Source organism: Bradyrhizobium sp. Tv2a-2 (assembly GCF_000472425.1).
In the GTDB taxonomy this organism is placed as follows: domain Bacteria; phylum Pseudomonadota; class Alphaproteobacteria; order Rhizobiales; family Xanthobacteraceae; genus Bradyrhizobium.
On sequence record NZ_AXAI01000013.1, the window covers coordinates 215001 to 233546 of the forward strand.

14 protein-coding genes, 2 tRNA genes and 1 rRNA gene are annotated in these 18546 nt (G+C 61.5%); 11 read left to right on the forward strand and 6 right to left on the reverse strand.

The genetic code is table 11. From position 1 onward, the window contains the following. Nucleotides 1–188: 188 nt before the first annotated feature. The 3 genes from A3AI_RS0126435 to A3AI_RS0126445 form a co-directional block, all read right to left on the reverse strand. A tRNA-Ala gene (locus tag A3AI_RS0126435) sits at nucleotides 189–264 on the reverse strand. Nucleotides 265–333: 69 nt separating this feature from the next. Then, nucleotides 334–410, reverse strand: a tRNA-Ile gene (locus tag A3AI_RS0126440). A gap of 231 nt (nucleotides 411–641) precedes the next feature. After that, a 16S ribosomal RNA gene (locus A3AI_RS0126445) occupies nucleotides 642–2130 on the reverse strand. A gap of 847 nt (nucleotides 2131–2977) precedes the next feature. Between A3AI_RS0126445 and A3AI_RS0126450 the strand changes: the two genes are divergently transcribed. After that, complete coding sequence (locus A3AI_RS0126450) at nucleotides 2978–5044, forward strand: M23 family metallopeptidase (protein ID WP_024518480.1); 2067 nt, start codon at nucleotides 2978–2980, stop codon at nucleotides 5042–5044. Between the two features lie 60 nt (nucleotides 5045–5104). Here A3AI_RS0126450 and clpB read toward each other — a convergent pair whose 3' ends face one another. Further along, nucleotides 5105–7744, reverse strand: coding sequence for an ATP-dependent chaperone ClpB (clpB, locus tag A3AI_RS0126455; RefSeq protein WP_024518481.1), 2640 nt, complete (start codon nucleotides 7742–7744; stop codon nucleotides 5105–5107). Nucleotides 7745–7972: 228 nt separating this feature from the next. Between clpB and A3AI_RS0126460 the strand changes: the two genes are divergently transcribed. Then, nucleotides 7973–8758 carry an MOSC domain-containing protein gene (locus tag A3AI_RS0126460; protein WP_024518482.1) on the forward strand — a complete coding sequence of 262 codons (786 nt, stop codon included), beginning with the start codon at nucleotides 7973–7975 and terminating at the stop codon, nucleotides 8756–8758. A gap of 1191 nt (nucleotides 8759–9949) precedes the next feature. Here the strand turns inward: A3AI_RS0126460 and A3AI_RS0126465 are convergent. After that, nucleotides 9950–10594, reverse strand: coding sequence for a hypothetical protein (locus A3AI_RS0126465; protein WP_156927955.1), 645 nt, complete (start codon nucleotides 10592–10594; stop codon nucleotides 9950–9952). A gap of 462 nt (nucleotides 10595–11056) precedes the next feature. Between A3AI_RS0126465 and A3AI_RS47955 the strand changes: the two genes are divergently transcribed. The 3 genes from A3AI_RS47955 to A3AI_RS0126475 all read left to right on the forward strand — a co-directional run bounded on the left by A3AI_RS47955 (nucleotide 11057) and on the right by A3AI_RS0126475 (nucleotide 12692). Continuing rightward, nucleotides 11057–11233, forward strand: coding sequence for a hypothetical protein (locus A3AI_RS47955; protein WP_156927956.1), 177 nt, complete (start codon nucleotides 11057–11059; stop codon nucleotides 11231–11233). Nucleotides 11234–11249: 16 nt separating this feature from the next. Further along, nucleotides 11250–11471 (forward strand): DUF3551 domain-containing protein, encoded by a 222-nt coding sequence (locus A3AI_RS46435; RefSeq protein ID WP_349509700.1) that lies wholly within the window; start codon nucleotides 11250–11252, stop codon nucleotides 11469–11471. Between the two features lie 156 nt (nucleotides 11472–11627). Continuing rightward, nucleotides 11628–12692: a RelA/SpoT domain-containing protein gene (locus A3AI_RS0126475; RefSeq protein WP_198030212.1), complete on the forward strand. Its 1065-nt coding sequence runs from the start codon at nucleotides 11628–11630 to the stop codon at nucleotides 12690–12692. Nucleotides 12693–12710: 18 nt separating this feature from the next. On the opposite strand, the gene A3AI_RS0126480 is transcribed toward A3AI_RS0126475, so the two are convergent. Beyond that, nucleotides 12711–12992, reverse strand: a complete 282-nt coding sequence (locus tag A3AI_RS0126480) for a hypothetical protein (RefSeq protein WP_024518485.1) — start codon at nucleotides 12990–12992, stop codon at nucleotides 12711–12713. A 658-nt stretch (nucleotides 12993–13650) separates the two neighbouring features. On the opposite strand from A3AI_RS0126480, the gene A3AI_RS0126490 reads away from it, so the two are divergent. From A3AI_RS0126490 to A3AI_RS0126515, 6 genes are all read left to right on the forward strand, one after another. Further along, nucleotides 13651–14538, forward strand: a complete 888-nt coding sequence (locus A3AI_RS0126490) for a haloalkane dehalogenase (protein ID WP_024518486.1) — start codon at nucleotides 13651–13653, stop codon at nucleotides 14536–14538. 34 nt (nucleotides 14539–14572) lie between these two features. After that, the gene (locus A3AI_RS0126495; RefSeq protein ID WP_024518487.1) at nucleotides 14573–15490 is read left to right on the forward strand and encodes a DUF427 domain-containing protein; all 918 of its coding nucleotides are present in this window, start codon (nucleotides 14573–14575) and stop codon (nucleotides 15488–15490) included. 101 nt (nucleotides 15491–15591) lie between these two features. Further along, nucleotides 15592–15993 carry a hypothetical protein gene (locus A3AI_RS0126500; protein WP_024518488.1) on the forward strand — a complete coding sequence of 134 codons (402 nt, stop codon included), beginning with the start codon at nucleotides 15592–15594 and terminating at the stop codon, nucleotides 15991–15993. A 152-nt stretch (nucleotides 15994–16145) separates the two neighbouring features. Then, nucleotides 16146–17744 (forward strand): purple acid phosphatase family protein, encoded by a 1599-nt coding sequence (locus A3AI_RS0126505; RefSeq protein WP_024518489.1) that lies wholly within the window; start codon nucleotides 16146–16148, stop codon nucleotides 17742–17744. A 265-nt stretch (nucleotides 17745–18009) separates the two neighbouring features. Further along, the gene (locus tag A3AI_RS0126510) at nucleotides 18010–18198 is read left to right on the forward strand and encodes a hypothetical protein (RefSeq protein WP_024518490.1); all 189 of its coding nucleotides are present in this window, start codon (nucleotides 18010–18012) and stop codon (nucleotides 18196–18198) included. Further along, nucleotides 18195–18404 (forward strand): hypothetical protein, encoded by a 210-nt coding sequence (locus A3AI_RS0126515; RefSeq protein ID WP_024518491.1) that lies wholly within the window; start codon nucleotides 18195–18197, stop codon nucleotides 18402–18404. Before A3AI_RS0126510 ends, A3AI_RS0126515 begins: the two co-directional genes overlap by 4 nt. Nucleotides 18405–18546: the final 142 nt, after the last annotated feature.

The following is an 18546-nucleotide window of genomic DNA, read 5'->3' on the forward strand; positions in this document are numbered from 1 at the left end:
TGAAGGATGCGCATGGAATTTCCACGCGATCCAACTCGGATCGATCTCCTCTTTACGATGTCAGAAATCACGCATGCGATGTCTTTGTGAGACAAGGCATGCGAAACGATGTTTTCGCGGACGTCATGTGGTTGGCATCACCGGCGATCAACCTTCCGGCTGCGCCACGCACTGCCAGAGGCGAAGCGTGGTGGAGCCAGACGGGATCGAACCGACGACCTCATGCTTGCAAAGCACGCGCTCTCCCAGCTGAGCTATGGCCCCGTGACCACTGCAAACACGCTTCGCTTATCGTCTGGCGTGGCTGCGCCACGCGCAACCGCAGGCGAAGCGTGGTGGGCCTGGGAAGACTTGAACTTCCGACCTCACGCTTATCAAGCGCGCGCTCTAACCAACTGAGCTACAAGCCCTTAACACGAAGGGCCTGTGTTTCGCGCGATTTTTCAGCGCAGGCTGGATAGCCGCGCCGGATGCAATCGCACAAGCGCAGCCCCTGGCGCGTGTTCGTCCGCGAAGAAAGAGAAACGAAGACGGCGAAATCCCGCCTATGGAGCTCAACGATCTGGCGATCTGTTGGCCCCTGAATGTTTCTAAAACGATCCGATAGATCTGCGTGAGCTGATCTGAAGGATCATCCTTAGAAAGGAGGTGATCCAGCCGCAGGTTCCCCTACGGCTACCTTGTTACGACTTCACCCCAGTCGCTGACCCTACCGTGGTCGGCTGCCTCCATTGCTGGTTAGCGCACCGCCTTCAGGTAAAGCCAACTCCCATGGTGTGACGGGCGGTGTGTACAAGGCCCGGGAACGTATTCACCGTGGCGTGCTGATCCACGATTACTAGCGATTCCAACTTCATGGGCTCGAGTTGCAGAGCCCAATCCGAACTGAGACGGCTTTTTGAGATTTGCTAGGACTTGCGTCTTCGCATCCCACTGTCACCGCCATTGTAGCACGTGTGTAGCCCAGCCCGTAAGGGCCATGAGGACTTGACGTCATCCCCACCTTCCTCGCGGCTTATCACCGGCAGTCTCCTTAGAGTGCTCAACTAAATGGTAGCAACTAAGGACGGGGGTTGCGCTCGTTGCGGGACTTAACCCAACATCTCACGACACGAGCTGACGACAGCCATGCAGCACCTGTGTTCCGGGCTCCGAAGAGAAGGTCACGTCTCTGCGACCGGTCCCGGACATGTCAAGGGCTGGTAAGGTTCTGCGCGTTGCGTCGAATTAAACCACATGCTCCACCGCTTGTGCGGGCCCCCGTCAATTCCTTTGAGTTTTAATCTTGCGACCGTACTCCCCAGGCGGAATGCTTAAAGCGTTAGCTGCGCCACTAGTGAGTAAACCCACTAACGGCTGGCATTCATCGTTTACGGCGTGGACTACCAGGGTATCTAATCCTGTTTGCTCCCCACGCTTTCGTGCCTCAGCGTCAGTATCGGGCCAGTGAGCCGCCTTCGCCACTGGTGTTCTTGCGAATATCTACGAATTTCACCTCTACACTCGCAGTTCCACTCACCTCTCCCGAACTCAAGATCCTCAGTATCAAAGGCAGTTCTGGAGTTGAGCTCCAGGATTTCACCCCTGACTTAAAGACCCGCCTACGCACCCTTTACGCCCAGTGATTCCGAGCAACGCTAGCCCCCTTCGTATTACCGCGGCTGCTGGCACGAAGTTAGCCGGGGCTTATTCTTGCGGTACCGTCATTATCTTCCCGCACAAAAGAGCTTTACAACCCTAGGGCCTTCATCACTCACGCGGCATGGCTGGATCAGGCTTGCGCCCATTGTCCAATATTCCCCACTGCTGCCTCCCGTAGGAGTTTGGGCCGTGTCTCAGTCCCAATGTGGCTGATCATCCTCTCAGACCAGCTACTGATCGTCGCCTTGGTGAGCCATTACCTCACCAACTAGCTAATCAGACGCGGGCCGATCTTTCGGCGATAAATCTTTCCCCGTAAGGGCTTATCCGGTATTAGCACAAGTTTCCCTGTGTTGTTCCGAACCAAAAGGTACGTTCCCACGCGTTACTCACCCGTCTGCCGCTGACGTATTGCTACGCCCGCTCGACTTGCATGTGTTAAGCCTGCCGCCAGCGTTCGCTCTGAGCCAGGATCAAACTCTCAAGTTGGACTTGGAACTTTGAACCGGCTGATCACAACGTTTGACGAGGTCCCACCATCTCGCAACGATTCACATCGCTACGACTGATCTCACTGAAGAGATCATGGTGTTACCTTTGAAACGTGTACCGCCGAAGTCTTCGTCCGGTCTCGAACCAGGAAAGCCGAAGCTTACCTTGGCGCCGAGACCCGCAAGGACTCCGCCGTCCACGTTTCTCTTTCTTCATCTTTACTTGTCAAACAGCCCGAGACCCGAAGGTCTCTCACCCTTAGAGGGTTTCGAAGTCTCACTCGACGACAAATCACAACCGATAGTCTATCGGTTGTTCGATTCACTCATCGGAATGAGGAGCTTCACGAGGCACCAAACTCGGTCTTGGCCAAGGGCCAAAACAGCGCCGCGCTCAGTGGGTCGGTCTATAAACCCGCCCCATCGACCTTGTCAACGCCTAATGTCAACAAATCGTCGCATCGACCGAACTTATTTTGCGGCGCGAAGAAGCCGTGATTTTTGCGGGCCTTACGCCGTACTTGAGCCATAATCCTGCGACGTTCTGACGTATAGTTACGCTTGAATCGTCGGATGCCAGTGGGGGCTGCCGGCATTCTTCTGGTCGGGAGGGGCGATCGCAGATGATCCTTCGTCCTTTTTCGACCTCCGACAGACACCGAGAGATCCAGCAGCATTGTTGTTCACAACTCCGGCCGGCCCGCACGACCATCTTTGGGCCACTGATTTGCGGATAATTCTGCAGAACGCTTGGTTCCCGACTTGCTCTTGCGGGGAGCAAATCGAGATCCCGGCCGGACGGATCTCTTCAGTGTTACGTTCGGTGCAGTTTGGGGGACGGTGGGTTGAGCCAACGGACGTCACGCGCGGGCGGATATGGGCGCGATGCCGGGATCATCGATCTCGGTCACGAGCCGCCGCTTTCGGTCGATGGCAGCGAAGCCGCTGTGATCGATCGCCGTCGCGTCTCCGTCCAGTGGTTTAGTGGAACCATTCTGACCGGACTTTGCGGGGCGGCCCTGATCGGTGGCGCCGTCTTCGCGTCTCTCGACGGTGAAACGACCTTTGCCCGCGTGCCGGAGCGGGTCGAGAGCGCGCTGCGCGGCGCATTCGGCGCCAATGACCGCGCCGTCAGCCTGCACAAGGCCGACCGCCTGCCGCCCCCGAGCGAAGCCTCCGCCGCACGCAGCCTGGTGCGTGTCTCCACCGTCACGAGGGTCGGCAGCCGCGACGTGATCAGGGTGCGGCCGTTCATGCGGGTCTCCGGCAACCTGTCGATGACCACGAGCGATCTGTCCGCCAAGATTCCACCCTTCAATGCCCAGCGCATGCTGACCGACGTCGGCGGCGACTCCCAGACCTCGACGGACGACGCCAACAATGCAAACGCCGCCGAGCCGGATGCCGAGGTGTCCTTCGTCACCAAGGATCTCGGCACGGTGCTGCCCAAGGCCAAGATTTCCGCCGGCATCGCGCTGGACGAGATTGTGATGCGGGTGCGCGATGCCGCCAACTGGCATGGCAACGGCGCGAGCGGGGTTCGCTACGCGCTTGCCAACGCGACGGCGGATGCCACCGGCGCGACCAAGTCCGACATCAAGATGGCCTATGCCACCGAGGGAGCCACGGCGGCCGACCCCTATGCCGGCTTCGAGACGCGCGTGGTGCCGGAGAACGTGACCCTGCTGCCCAAGACCAAGGAGCAGGTCACCGGCGGCAATCCCACCGGCGAGCGCGTCCATATGGTGAAGAAGGGCGACAGCGCCGCCTCCATTCTGCGCGATCAGGGCGCCACGCCTGACGATATCAAGGCGATCATCGCCCTGCTGGGCGCCCGTGGGCGCGACGGCGGCATCAAGGAAGGCGAAAAGCTGCGCATCCTGATGGCCCCTGCCGCCCCCGGGGCCCGCCTGCAGCCCTGCCGCGTGATCATCGCCAACGACACTACGGTCGAAGCCGACGTCGCCCTGTCCGACCTCGGCAAATATGTCGCGGTCGACGTGGCCAGCATGAACACGATTGCCGAGACCCCCGATATCGCCAAGGCCGACGACGATGACGATGACGATGGCACCGGCGTGCGGCTCTACCAGAGCATTTACGAGACCGCGCTGCGCAACAAGGTGCCGATGCCGGTCATCGACGACATGATCCGCATCTATTCCTACGACGTCGACTTCCAGCGCCGGGTGCAGCCGGGCGATTCCTTCGACGTCTTCTATGCCGGCGAGGACGAAGGCGCGAACAACAGCTCCGAGAAGACCGAGGTGCTGTATGCGGCGCTCACCGTCGGCGGCGAAACCAAGAAATACTACCGCTTCCAGACCCCCGATGACGGCGTGGTCGACTACTACGACGAGACCGGCAAGAGCGCGAAGAAGTTCCTGGTGCGCAAGCCGGTCAACGACGCCATCATGCGCTCCGGCTTCGGCGGCCGCCGCCATCCGATCCTCGGCTATGTGAAGATGCACACCGGCGTCGACTGGGCCACGGCCTACGGCACACCGATCTTTGCCGCCGGCAACGGCGTGCTGGAGAAGATCGGCTGGGAAGGCGGCTACGGCAAATATATCCGCATCAAGCACAACAACGGCTACGAGACGGCTTACGGCCACATGTCGGCCTTCGCCAAGGGCATGGAAATCGGCAAGCGCGTGCGCCAGGGTCAGGTGATCGGCTTTGTCGGCTCGACCGGCATGTCGACCGGCGCCCATGTCCACTACGAAATCCTGGTCAACGGCCGCTTCGTCGATCCCATGCGTGTGAAGCTGCCGCGCGGCCGCGCGCTGGAGGGCCCGATGATGGCGGGCTTCGAGAAAGAGCGCGACCGGCTCGATGGCATGATGGGCGGCCGCAACGGCTCCTCGGCCCGCATCTCGGACGCGGGCCCGATGCAGGTGACGAACCGGTAAGGCCGGAAAGCGCGGCCGATCGGACCGCGCCTTTCTCGTCTCAAGCCTCGAACCTCACGTTCAGTTCAGCTTGCGCTTCGGCGCCGGCGCCTCGAACTGCGCGATTTCAGCGGTTTGCGACGCCTTGCCGTTGAAGGTCAGCACATTGCCCTTCGCCGAGATCGCGACCTTGTCGCCGTCCTTGACCTCGCCGGCAAGGATCATCTCGGCCAGCGGGTCTTGCAGGTACTTCTGGATCACGCGCTTGAGCGGACGCGCGCCATAGGCCGGATCCCAGCCCTTGGCGGCAAGCCAGTCTCGGCCATCCGCATCCAGCGTGAGCGCGATCTTGCGCTCCTCCAGCAGTTTTTGCAGCCGCGCGAACTGGATCTCGACGATCCGTCCCATCTCGCTCCGCTGCAGGCGATGGAACAGGATGATCTCGTCGATCCGGTTGAGGAATTCGGGGCGGAAATGCGCCCGCACCATCCCCATCACCTGCTCGCGCACGGCCGACGTGTCCTCGCCCTCCGGCTGATTGACCAGGAACTCGGAGCCGAGATTCGAGGTCATGATGATCAGCGTGTTGCGGAAGTCGACGGTGCGGCCCTGACCATCGGTCAGACGGCCGTCATCGAGCACCTGCAGCAGCACGTTGAAGACGTCGGGATGCGCCTTCTCGATCTCGTCGAACAGCACGACCTGGTAGGGACGCCGACGCACCGCTTCGGTGAGCGCGCCACCCTCGTCATAGCCGACATAGCCCGGAGGCGCGCCGATCAGCCGCGAAACCGAGTGCTTCTCCATGTATTCGGACATGTCGAGGCGAACCATCGCGGTCTCGTCGTTGAACAGGAATGCGGCGAGGGCCTTGGTCAGCTCGGTCTTGCCTACCCCGGTGGGACCTAAGAACATGAACGAGCCCATGGGGCGATTCGGATCCTGCAGACCGGCGCGCGAACGCCGCACGGCGGTCGCAACCGCATGCACGGCCTCGGCCTGACCGACGACGCGCTTGCCAAGCACGTCCTCCATCTTCAGGAGCTTGTCCTTCTCGCCCTCCAGCATCTTGTCGACGGGCACGCCGGTCCAGCGCGAGACGACCTGCGCGATGTGGTTGGCGGTGACCGCCTCCTCCACCGTCTGGCCGGCACTCTCCTTGGCCTCGATATCGGCGAGCTTCTTCTCCAGCTCCGGAATCTTGCCATAGGCAAGCTCGCCCGCGCGCTGGAACTCGCCACGGCGCTGCGCATTCGCAAGCTCGACCCGCAACGCGTCCAGATCGCTCTTGAGTCGCTGCGCGTTCGACAGCTTGTTCTTCTCTGCGCTCCAGCGCGAGGTCAGCGCTGCCGATCTCTCCTCGAGCTCGGCCAGTTCCTTCTCCAGCGCCTTCAGGCGGCTCTTGGAGCCGAGATCGCTCTCCTTCTTCAGGGCCTCCTGCTCGATCTTGAGCCGGATGATCTCGCGGTCGAGCGAATCGAGCTCCTCGGGCTTGGAATCGACCTGCATCTTCAGCCGCGCCGCCGCTTCGTCCATCAAGTCGATGGCCTTGTCGGGCAGGAAACGGTCGGTGATGTAGCGGTTCGACAGCGTCGCCGCCGCCACCAGCGCGGAATCCGTGATCCGCACGCCGTGGTGCTGCTCGTATTTGTCCTTCAGGCCGCGCAGGATCGAGATCGTGTCCTCGACCGAGGGTTCGTTGACAAAGATCGGCTGGAACCGCCGCGCCAGCGCCGCGTCCTTCTCGACATGCTTCTGGTACTCGTCGAGCGTGGTAGCGCCGATGCAATGCAGCTCGCCGCGCGCAAGCGCAGGCTTCAAGAGATTGGACGCATCCATCGCGCCGTCGGCCTTGCCGGCGCCGATCAGCGTGTGCATCTCGTCGATGAACAGGATGTAGGTGCCCTCGGAGGCGGTAACCTCCTGCAGCACGGCCTTCAGCCGCTCCTCGAACTCGCCGCGATATTTCGCGCCGGCAATTAGCGCGCCGAGATCGAGCGAGAGCAGCTTCTTGTCCTTCAGGCTCTCCGGCACGTCGCCATTGACGATGCGCAGCGCGAGGCCCTCGACGATGGCGGTCTTGCCGACGCCAGGCTCGCCGATCAGCACGGGATTGTTCTTGGTACGCCGCGACAACACTTGAATCGTGCGGCGGATCTCCTCGTCACGGCCGATCACCGGATCGAGCTTGCCGTCACGCGCGGCCTGGGTCAGGTCGCGGGCATATTTCTTCAGCGCGTCATAGGCGTTTTCGGCCGTGGCGGAATCCGCGGTGCGGCCCTTGCGAAGGGCTTCGATCGCCGCGTTCAGGTTCTGCGCGGTCACGCCGCCTTTGGCCAGGATGCCGCCGGCCTCGCTGTTCTTGTCCATGGCCAGGCCAAGCAAAAGACGCTCGACCGTGACAAAGCTGTCGCCGGCCTTCTCGCCCGCCTTCTCGGCAGCGTCAAAGGCACGCGCCAGCTCCGGCGAAAGATAGACCTGCCCTGCCCCGCTGCCCGAAACCTTCGGCAGCTTGTTCAGCGCGTCCTCGGTCGCCTTCAAAATCGCACGTGAATTGCCACCGGCCCGGTCGATCAGACCGCCCGCGAGCCCTTCCTGGTCGTCGAGGAGCACCTTCAAAAGATGCAATGGCGAGAATTGCTGGTGGCCGTCGCGCACCGCGAGCGACTGCGCGGACTGGACGAAGCCCCGTGCACGCTCGGTGTATTTTTCAATATTCATCTGTTTGATCCCTCAGCCTGCCGCAACCGCCCCGAAGCGACGGATTTTGGGCATCTTCGTTGGGTTTCCGCCCCCCGCGTTGACATCCGTCAACAGCGCAAGCGAAGGTGTCACCGACGTTTCCGCCGGCTTGCGGCAAATGTGGGAAGGGCCTACCCCTAACGGAAGAGGCACGTTCACAAAATCGTGCGCGGAGGCCGTAGGCCCCGCGAATCTGCAGGGAATTTCATGCCCGACACGCCCGACGCCGACATCGCCGGCCTTTACCGCTACCCGGTCAAGGGCCTCACTCCGGAGCCGCTGCAGAAGATCGCACTGGCGACCGGCCAGACCGTGCCGGCCGACCGCCGCTATGCCATCGAGAACGGCCCGAGCGGCTTCGACCCCGCGGCGCCGGCCTGGCAGCCCAAGACCCAGTACCTGATGCTGATGCGCAATGAGCGACTGGCCGCCCTGCGCAGCCATTTCGAGGAGGCAACCAACATTCTCACCATCCGCAAGGACGGCGAGATGGTTGCGCGAGGCGACCTCGAGACAGCCGAGGGCCGCGCCGCCATCGAGAGCTATTTCGAACAGAACTTCCAGCGCGAGCTGAGGGGACCGCCAAAACTCCTGACCGGCGGTGGCCACAGTTTTTCGGACGTCGCCAAGAAGGTGGTCTCGATCATCAACCTTTCGAGTGTCGCGGCAATCGAGAGCATGGTCGGCACAACGGTCAATCCGCTGCGCTTCCGCGCCAACCTCTATTGCAGCGGCTGGCCGGCCTGGCACGAGTTGGGCCTGCTCGACCGCACGCTCGCGATCGGCGACGTCAGGCTCAAGGTGGTCAAGCGCATCGTCCGCTGCGCCGCCACCAATGTCGACCCCGACACCGCCGCGCGCGATCTCGACATTCCCACGACGCTGATGCAGCAGCTCGGCCACAATGATTGCGGCATCTATGCCGAGGTGATCGCGCCGGGCACGATTGAGGTGGGGGACGCAATCGAGGTGGAAGAGCCGAGATTGATTTGAGGATTGCACGCTGGCGCAGGCTGGCGTAGCGACTGCGTGCGGCGACCTGCGTTCGCTCAATTCGCGCCCCGTCGTGCGTCAGCCGGGACGACGCGAGAACGTGCAACAGCATCCTCGCGACGCATTTTCGCCCGAGCTTTGAGTCTCTCGTCCCCCTCCGGAAAATAAAGAGGGCGCAGGGAAGGCCGGGTGGCCGCATGCACCCGGGGCCCGCGCGCAAAAAAATTGCGCGAGGCGCGTAGACCACAGGTACAGGCGGTGACAACCGGCCTTCCCTGCGCGGTGGTGCTACGGCTTATACGCGCTCTCCTCGGTGAACCATCCCGTTTGCCACCGTCGCCTTGGGAGGTCTCATGCGCATCGCAGCCCGGTTGGGCTCCGCGCGACCTCCACCAAGACTTGGCGCCGGACCTTGGGGCGCCAGGACCACACGACTTCGCCGTCCGCGAACCTCTCCACCACGCGCGCGACAGGGTTTCTCGCAACCCCGCCGTAGCCGCGATGGAGACGCTTTTAGCGCCGCTCGTCCCGCGCGCCGTTCGATCGCTCACGGCCAAGCCGCCCTGCAATCACGTTCGCGCACGACGCTCTCGCGTCCACCGCTTCCCCGGCTGAACGTTTCGTGACGTTCGCGAGACGCCCCTCTTGGCGGGCCGGGATAACGGCATCCAAACATAACTTCCAGAAAAGCGAAACAAGAATATTTTCGCGTGAAGGGACTGGACGCCCCAAATCAGCTTGAACCGGCACGCGAAATTCAATTTTTCGCGCACGCGGCTGCTGCCGATCAAAGACGCTCGAGGGGAAGCATGACGCAGAATTTCGACTGATCCCGCCCGTCGGGCGAACCACCTGCCCACGGTTTTTCATGATGAAATCGGCGGCTCGCCTGTAACGAAACCCGGACACCCTGCGAATAGAGTCCCGACAGATCACGCCAGCCAAGCGCGCCGACCAGCGGGTCTACCGTCGCGCAGGCCTACGGAGTGCCCTCCAAGGCTGTCCATGGGGGAACAGCCAGTCGGCAGGTCCTCCAAGATGGCTATCAGCAAGCAAGCCGCATACTGGTGAAGCTACTTGCGCGATGTGTCGAGATCGGTCGCGTGCCAACGACCACAGAGTTGGATGCCCTCGCCCTCAACTCGACGGCCTCATGAAGCCTATTGAAGACAATTACCTGCCTACTTCTTGCTAAGCTCGCGAATTATCGACCCTCTCCATACTTTTGCGCAGCAACTCCTCATAGTTGAGGATAGTAAAGGCTCCGAGATCGTTGAGGATCGCCTTGCCGTCTCCCGTCATAGTTTTCTTTGCCTCATCGGGAATGTCGATCATGCGCGCAAGTGGCAATGAGCACATGGACAAAGCGTAGCCCAGCTCCGTCATGCATACGAAAACACCGACTTGTTGCATGATGCCTCCTACGACCGGCCGCCCCGTGCCACTGAAATGGCCTGGCCGGAACCCCGGAATCGGATGAGTGCCGACTTCGCAGAGCCGTTGATACCGTTCTTGGTCAATCGGGATAACGTTGCCTCCAAGCAGCTTCTCTAGCCTTCGTCGGACGGTGGCTGGGCCAAACGCATCCATGCGCTCTTTGTGGGATGCCGTCTTCCAAGCTGCCAACCCCGTCTTGTCACTCATGAAGAGCCAGAGGAGATTTGCCGCTTCCCCCATCCCCCAGATGAGCATGAGGGCTTCGTCGTAGTTCCCCGCCCTTACGAGCCGGTGTGCTGCCATCGCTTGGTTAACCACCCGACCGGCGAGCCACTCCAGTATATGATCCCCCTTCGAGCATCCCCAGGCACAGCAGGAGAGCCGGTAGAGGTAGGACAACAGATTGCCTACACGGACCATAGTTGCCGGAAGCTTTTTCCCCCATTCTTCATGAACTCGTCGGTGACTTTACTGGCTGAGTCGCCAGTTTCCTGAAGCAATGCCAGAAAGTCGCGGCCAACCGGGTATTTCTCGTGTTGCTCGGATGTCATCCGCGCTTGCGCCTCCGCTTAAGACCGTCATCCGCCCGCTGTAGCATCCATCCTGGCGAGGGGCTTGTCCAAAAAAGCGGCTCCTAAAAATTCCGAGCGCGGCGGCAGTCCAATCTTGATGCCCGCAGTTTGGCAAAATCTCTTGAAATAAAAATTTCTTCGGCAACAAATCGAGCAGGAACGCCCGACATTCGCTCGTGAACGGCTCGAGATCACCCAATGACAGACCGGTCCTACCATCGTCCATTGGGCGCGGTATCGCCCCGCATGGTATCGCAAAGAGCCGCCGTTCTATTGCCGCGCCACGCTGATGAAGCGCGCCATCGGCGACGACGGCAAGCCTGCCCTGAAACAGATCGGCTACATCAGCACGCCTGCGATAAGCTTGAAAGACCCCCGCAGCGCCAGGAATTTTGGCAACGGCCCGTATCGGATCGGCAAGATGCGGCTACAGCCCAACAAGCGCGCGTTGATCGAACAGCAATAGGGAGGTTACAATGCGCATGCTTGCTTATATCGCCCTCGCTGGTGCGACGATCCTCGCGGTCGACCCCGCTACGGCTCAACGCCACGACCCCCGCTTTCCCTATTGTATCGAGCGGTTTAGGTCAGGGCGCAGCAGCTACGTCGACTGTCGCTTCACCTCATTGGGCCAGTGCCGAATGACGGCCTCGGGGCTCCGAGCCAGGTGCTTTCGGAACCCATTTTTTCGAGGGTCGAGATAGAGCTTCTGCTGGAAGCTGGGGATATGTTCCCGGCGGTTCTACCAGAACGAGCGAGCAGCGCTAATCTCACCGACGCAGCGGATGGGGGCCGCTTACGTCATGCCGTGGGCTCGACCTGAATATTCGAAGCGCCGCGTCAATGATGCCGGTGCGTACGTGGCCACCTATTATGACCTGGCCGCAGCTACCGAGGCTGGTTTTCCGCAATATCTTGCCGCTTTGGACATCGTGAACAATTGGCGTTCGGCGCACAATTTCCCGCTCAATACCTTCCACGTTGGACTGAGGCGACGAGGAAAACAAATCGATAGCGGGATAATCACCGCGCAACGCATCAAGCGTCTCTCTTCAATCGAGCACAAGCTCTCGCGCTTTCCAACGATGACGCTGTCGCAGATGCAGGACATCGGCGGTTGCCGCGCCATCATGAGATCGACCAGGGCGGTGAAGCAGCTGTGCCAGGCCTATGCCGCCAGCGACTTAAAGCATACCCTGGCGGTGAACGATGATTATGTCGCCTCGCCAAAGCCATCTGGCTATCGGGGCATTCATCTCGTCTATAAATACTTTTCGGATCGCAAGACCGACTACAACACGCTGAAGATCGAAATCCAAATTCGGTCGCAGCTGCAGCACGCATGGGCAACGGCGGTCGAGACTGTCGGCACGCTCCAACAGCAGGCGCTCAAGTCCAGCCAAGGTGAAAAGGACTGGCTACGATTTTTTGCGTTAGCCAGCAGCGCCTTTGCGTTGCGGGAGGGCACGCCCCCTGTTCCGGGAACGCCGAGCGCCTATAGCGAACTCGTCCGGGAAATGCGCGATTATGTGGGACGGCTCGATTTGGCAAAACGGCTGCAGACCTACGGTCACGCCATGCAAATCCTGTCCAATCCACAGCATGGTAGGAGCGACAACCACTATTTTCTGCTGGAGATGAACCCCACCCAGAGATCGATTGAGGTGACAACTTTCAAGTTCGGCGAGTCGACGTTGGCGAACCAAAAATATCTGGAAGTTGAGCGCAAGCTGAAGGACATCCCCGGCGCGGAAGCGGTGCTCGTCTCGGTCGACTCCCTAGACGCGGTCAGGAAGGCCTATCCGAATTACTTTCTCGATACCGAGGTGTTCGTGCGGCTCATTCGAGAGACAACCAAAACGCTCAGGCCGCCTCGGCCACCTTCTAGGAGGCCTGACGCTAGGCAGCTCGATCTGTTCAAATAGGATGCTGGCGCGCTGGGATCATTTCTTCCAGTCCCAGTCGGTGCTCATCCGGTAGCGTTCGTTCCTGGGCAGTGCCAGCCTCGCCTGAACCTCTTCCGGTTCGATTTTGCGCTTGGCCCAACCGGCAAAGCTCTTCAGCTCGCAGTCACCTTTTTCCTGCGCGAGCCAGAAATAGTCCAAGGTTTCCGGATCGGCGTCACGCCATTTCACGAACCAGCCGTTCGACTCGGTCACTTCCCGGATGCGCTGCGACTTCCCGCCAATGTAGAAGCCGCCCTTTACGATATCAGCCTGTCTCACCCTTCCAGTTCCCAGTTTATGATGCGGGTCATGGCGGGCTTAGCACGCCGCTTTCTGCTGAAGAAAGGCCGAGGCCTTCGTAGAGCGCCCCACGCGTGCGACAGGGTTTCTCGCAACCCCGCCGCAGCCGCGATGGAGACGCTTTTAGCCCCGCCCGTCCCGCGCGCCGTTCGATCGCTCACGGCCAAGCCGCCCTGCAACCACGTTCGCGCACGACGCTCTCGCGTCCACCGCTTCCCGGCCCAACGTTTCGTGACGTTCGCGAGACGCCCCTCTTGGCGAGCCGGGATAACGGCATCCAAACATGACTTCCAGAAAAGCGAAACAAGAATATTTTCGCGCGAAGCACTGGACGACCCAAATCAGCTTGAACCGAAACGCGAAATTCGATTTTTGGCGCACGCGGCTGCTGCCGATCAACGATGGTTCGAGGGGAAGCACCGCGCGGAACCTCAAGTGATCCTGCCCGCCGGGCGAACCACCTGCCCGCGGCTTATCATGACGAAATCGGCGCCATGCCTGTAACCAAACCCGGCGGCCCCGCGAATAGAGTCCCATCAGATCACGTCAGCGAAGCGTGCCGACCAAGCGGATGCCGTCCGGCTCCGGCAGCACGGCTCAACATTTGTCTTGGTCGACCAATCCAGGAGAAGCGAACATGATTCCTGCGGCATCCCCGTACCAGAAAAAGCGGCGACGGGTCCTCGGCCACGAGATGGCATATGTGGAGGTCGGACAGGGCGATCCCATCGTGCTGTTGCACGGCAATCCCACCTCGTCCTACCTCTGGCGCAACGTGCTGCCGCACCTGCAGCCACTGGGCCGCTGCATTGCGCCCGACCTGATCGGCATGGGCGACTCCGACAAGCTGCCTGACAGTGGGCCCAGCTCGTACCGCTTCGTCGAGCACCGCCGCTACCTCGACGCCCTGCTCGATGCGCTGGATGTGCGCGAGCGAGTCACCTTCGTCATTCACGACTGGGGTTCGGCCCTGGGCTTCGACTGGGCCAATCGCCATCGCAAGGCTGTGAAGGCTATTGCATACATGGAGGCGATCGTGCAGCCGCAAGGCTGGGACCACTGGGACGTGATGAACATGCGTCCATTCCTGCAGGCGCTGCGCTCCGAGAAAGGCGAGGCGATGGTCCTGCAGGACAACTTCTTCATCGAGAAGATCCTGCCAGGGGCCATCCTGCGCACTCTCTCTGCCGAGGAGATGGCGGAGTACCGACGGCCTTTCGCTGAGCCCGGTGAGGGGCGACGGCCGACGCTGACATGGCCCCGCCAGATCCCGATCGCGGGCGAGCCCCCCGATGTCACTGCGATCGTGGCCGCTTACGCGGACTGGCTCTCGACCAGCAATGTGCCCAAGCTGTTCATAAAGGCCGAGCCCGGCGCGCTCCTCGGCGGCGGGACGAACCTCACCACCGTCCGTGCGTGGCCCGCGCAGACCGAGGTGAAAGTCGCAGGCGTCCATTTCGTCCAGGAGGATTCGCCTGATGAGATCGGGCGCGCCATCTCCGACTGGATGAGGATGTTGGGCTGACAGGCCGTTCAATCAGGGAACGACGGAGGGAACGGTGGGACTGTCCTGGCAACAAGGTCCGCTTTCAACAGGAGCCATCGGCCGATTTCTGGTGCCCGAGCCGCTGCCGAAAAGACTCCTGTACGTGGAGCGATTGCGCAGGCGTATGCGGGTGCGCTTCGGGGGCAACTGGATCGCCGACAGCGAGAACGTGCTTCTGCTGTTCGAACCGGGCCGCTATCCGGTCGCCTACTTCCCCGAGGGCGACGTGTCTTCGCGCATCCTCGAGCGCACCGAGCAGACCACCCAACACCCAGATCTCGGGCCCACCTCCTGGTACAGCGTTCGGGCTGACGAGCAGCACATCGCACCGCGGGGGGCGTGGCAGCACACCGGCCTGCCCGCCCACGCCAGCGAACTCCAAGCACGCGTCGCGTTCGCCTGGCGCGCCATGGACGCCTTCTACGAAGAGGACGAACGAATCCTCGGCCATGCCGCCGATCCCTACCATCGCATCGACATTCGCCAGGCCTCCCGTCACCTCGTGGTCCGCCACGGTGAGCGGGTGATCGCGGATACCAAGCGGCCGGTGGTTCTCTACGAGTCCGGCTTCGCGCCGCGCTGGTACGTTCTACGCGCCGACATCGATGAATCCGCCCTCGCGCCCGTGAAACTTCAGACCTTCTGTCCGTACAAGGGTCTCTGCAGCTACTACTCCATCGGGGACGCACGCCAGGCGGCATGGTCGTATCCCGACGCCTATCCCGAGGTCCGCCGCATCTCCAACCTGGTCTCGTTCGAACCTGACATCGTCACGGTGCACCTCGATGGCATCCAGCTCCGTCTCGAGTCGGGTCAGACGGTGGTGCCGCACGGCCCCGATCGCAACCTCGATCTCGCCGAGATCGTCCCCGCCGCCAACGACCCTGAGCAAGTATCTGGTGGTGGGCCGGCAGCGGCCGCGAGCGACTAGCTGACCTTTTGTCGACGCGATAGCGGGATCGCTGGACTGTCAGGGACTGTCAATTGAATGTCGTCGAGTCGAAATAGCCTGCCTGGCTCAGGAGGCTAGGCATGAAGCAGCTCGCGTTAGTGATCACCCTATCAGTGGCCGGATTTCTGGCCGCGTGCATCGAGGTTGGTCAGATGATTCCCCTGGATGAAACGGCAAAATCGATCGGAACACCGAAAATCGAAATCGCATTGCATCAAACGGCACACGGGGGCGTTGGCGTTGCGATGCCTGACGGAGAGATTTTGCAGGGCGAATATCAGGTCCTCGATAGCGCCTCCGGCGGACTCACCCCCTCTGGACAATACGCCCTCACAGGTCTTCCAGCCGGCAGCCGCAACGTCTTTGTTCGCGCCACGGGCCCCCAAACCGAGATGAGTTGCAACGGGCTAACAAACGGACAGGGTCATGGTTCGGCGATCTGTGAGATGAGCAGCGGTGCGCACTATCGCATACTGTTTTGAGTTGCGCAGTCCGGGCGGATCGACGAACTCGGTTGACGACCGGAACATTCTCTGACCGGGAGAAACGCCATCAAAGCGCCCGCGCAGCCAACGAACTGTCGTCAAGTTGCGATAGGCTCTCCCGACCAGCACGGAAGAAGAAGCCCATCGCCATGACCACGTACGACACGGAGACATTCGACCTCGATCTCAGCCGCCGCAAGCTGCTCGCTGCAGCGGGCATTGGCGGTGCGGCCCTGGTGGCGGCATCGCTCGTCGGAAGCGGCGCCGAGGCCGCGCCCCTCCCAGGCGGGTCGTCCGATCCGGCAACGACACCTCCGGTCGCAGGTCTCCATCTGCAGTTCGGCGCCGATGCGTCGTCGGACATGGTGGTGTCCTGGCACGCGCTGCAGCCCGTGCAAAATCCGAAGGTCGTGCTGGGGCAGCTCGACGGCAAGCTCGAGCAGACGGTCAAGGCCACGGAGACGAGCTACCTCGATGCGAAGTCGGACAAGCACGTCTACGCCTATCATGCCAAGCTCAGTGGACTGCGGCCGGACTTCACCTATCTCTACGGCGCAATGCATGACGGCGCGGAGCCGGAGTTCGCGACGTTTCGCACCGCGCCGCGCGGCCGCGCGGCGTTTACTTTTACGAGCTTCGGCGATCAGGGCACGCCGACGCTCGGCAAGAAGTTCGTGCCGCCTCAAGGCGTGACGCTGCAAAATCCGCCTTACGTGAACGACAATCTCGGCTCGCCGGCGGCGGGCGATACCACGCTCGGCGTCGAGCGGCTGAAGCCGCTGTTTCATCTGTTCAACGGCGACCTCTGCTACGCCAATCTCGCCGAAGATCGCGTGCGGACCTGGTGGGATTTCTGGGACAATAACAGCCGCAGCGCCCGCAAGCGTCCCTGGATGCCCTCGCCCGGCAATCATGAAAACGAACTCGGCAATGGGCCGATCGGCTATCAGGCCTATCAGACCTATTTCTCGGTGCCGGAAGCCGAAGGCCAGACCGAGGTCACGCGCGGGCTGTGGTATGCCTTCACCGCGGGCTCGATGCGGGTGATCAGCATCGCCAACGACGACATCTGCTATCAGGACGGCGGCAACTCCTACGTCCGCGGCTATTCGCAAGGGGCGCAGAAGACCTGGCTGGAAAAGGAATTAGCCGCAGCCCGCAGCGATCATGATGTCGACTGGGTCGTCGTGTGCATGCACCAGGTCGCGATCTCGACGGCCGACATGTTCAACGGCGCCGACCTCGGCATCCGCGAGGAATGGGTGCCGTTATTCGACAAGTACGGTGTCGACCTCGTGGTGTGCGGGCATGAGCATCACTACGAGCGCTCGCACCCGATCCGCGGCCGGGAATCCAACGCGACGCTCACGCCTGTGCCGACCGCAACGACAATCGATGTCGTCGACACCACGAAAGGGACGGTGCACATGGTGATCGGCGGTGGCGGAACGTCCGTGCCGTCGAACCAGCTGTTCTTCAACCCGCCGGCTTGCCGGGTCATCACCGCGGTCGGCGAGCCCGATCCCAAGACCGGCAAGCGCCCGCCTGTCTATGTCAAGGAACAGGCACCATGGTCGGCGGTGCGAAACGCCGCGCATTCTTACGGCTTCGCCGCCTTCACGCTCGATCCGGGCTCAACGCGCGGCGGCACGACCTCGATCAAGGTCGTCTATTACGATGTGGTGGGACCGGACGGTCAGTTGACGCCTTTCGAGACCTTCACGCTGAACCGCCCTCGCCGCGACTGAAGCGCGGCGAGATCAGCTGCATTGTCGTCGCCAGCAGAGAATGTCGGCCACCGCGCATGCGCGTTTGCCCGACCTCTTCTTTGCCCGGCAGGTACGTCCATACGGCTCCCTTTGCTCAGCCGTCAGCCGGCCGCTCACGCGCTTTTTATTCTTCGTTACACCCGCAGACCTTCAACATCGGCTCCGAAGTACCAGATTAGAATTGGAATGATACACATCATCTCACGGCGATTTATTCATCGTCAGCCGAAGGTCTGGAACGAATATGGGCGAAGTCATTCAGTTTGTCTCGAAATCCGAGCGCGAGCGTATCCGGCTCATCCGTGAAGCGCGTGCGCACTATGAAAGCGTGTTTCCGTCGGCTGATCCGGCCGGAGCGCAACGGGACGATGCAGCCACACCTCATGCGGCCGAAGGCGTCAATGCCCGCCGCGGTGATGGGGGCCTCGCGTGATCAAGATCATCGCCGTGCTCTGCAGCCTCTCCGCTCCCACGAATTGCCACGAACAGACTGTCACCACGTCGGACTTCGCCGAAGTCTCGATGCAGTCCTGCCTGATGGGCGCGCCGCAGCTTGCCGAATGGATGAAGCAGCATCCGGCCGAGCGCCTGGCAGCCTGGCGCTGCGCGATCGGCAACCAGGACGGCCGGGGCATCTAAAGCGCCTGGTTGAATCGTGATCGCGCGTTAGGCTCTTTGGCTGAGCAGGATCTTTCCGGAAAACCGCTACACACTTTTCCGGATCATGCTCTAGCGGCAGACGTCGCGCCGAGCCGTGGTCCTGCACGATGATCGTTCGTCC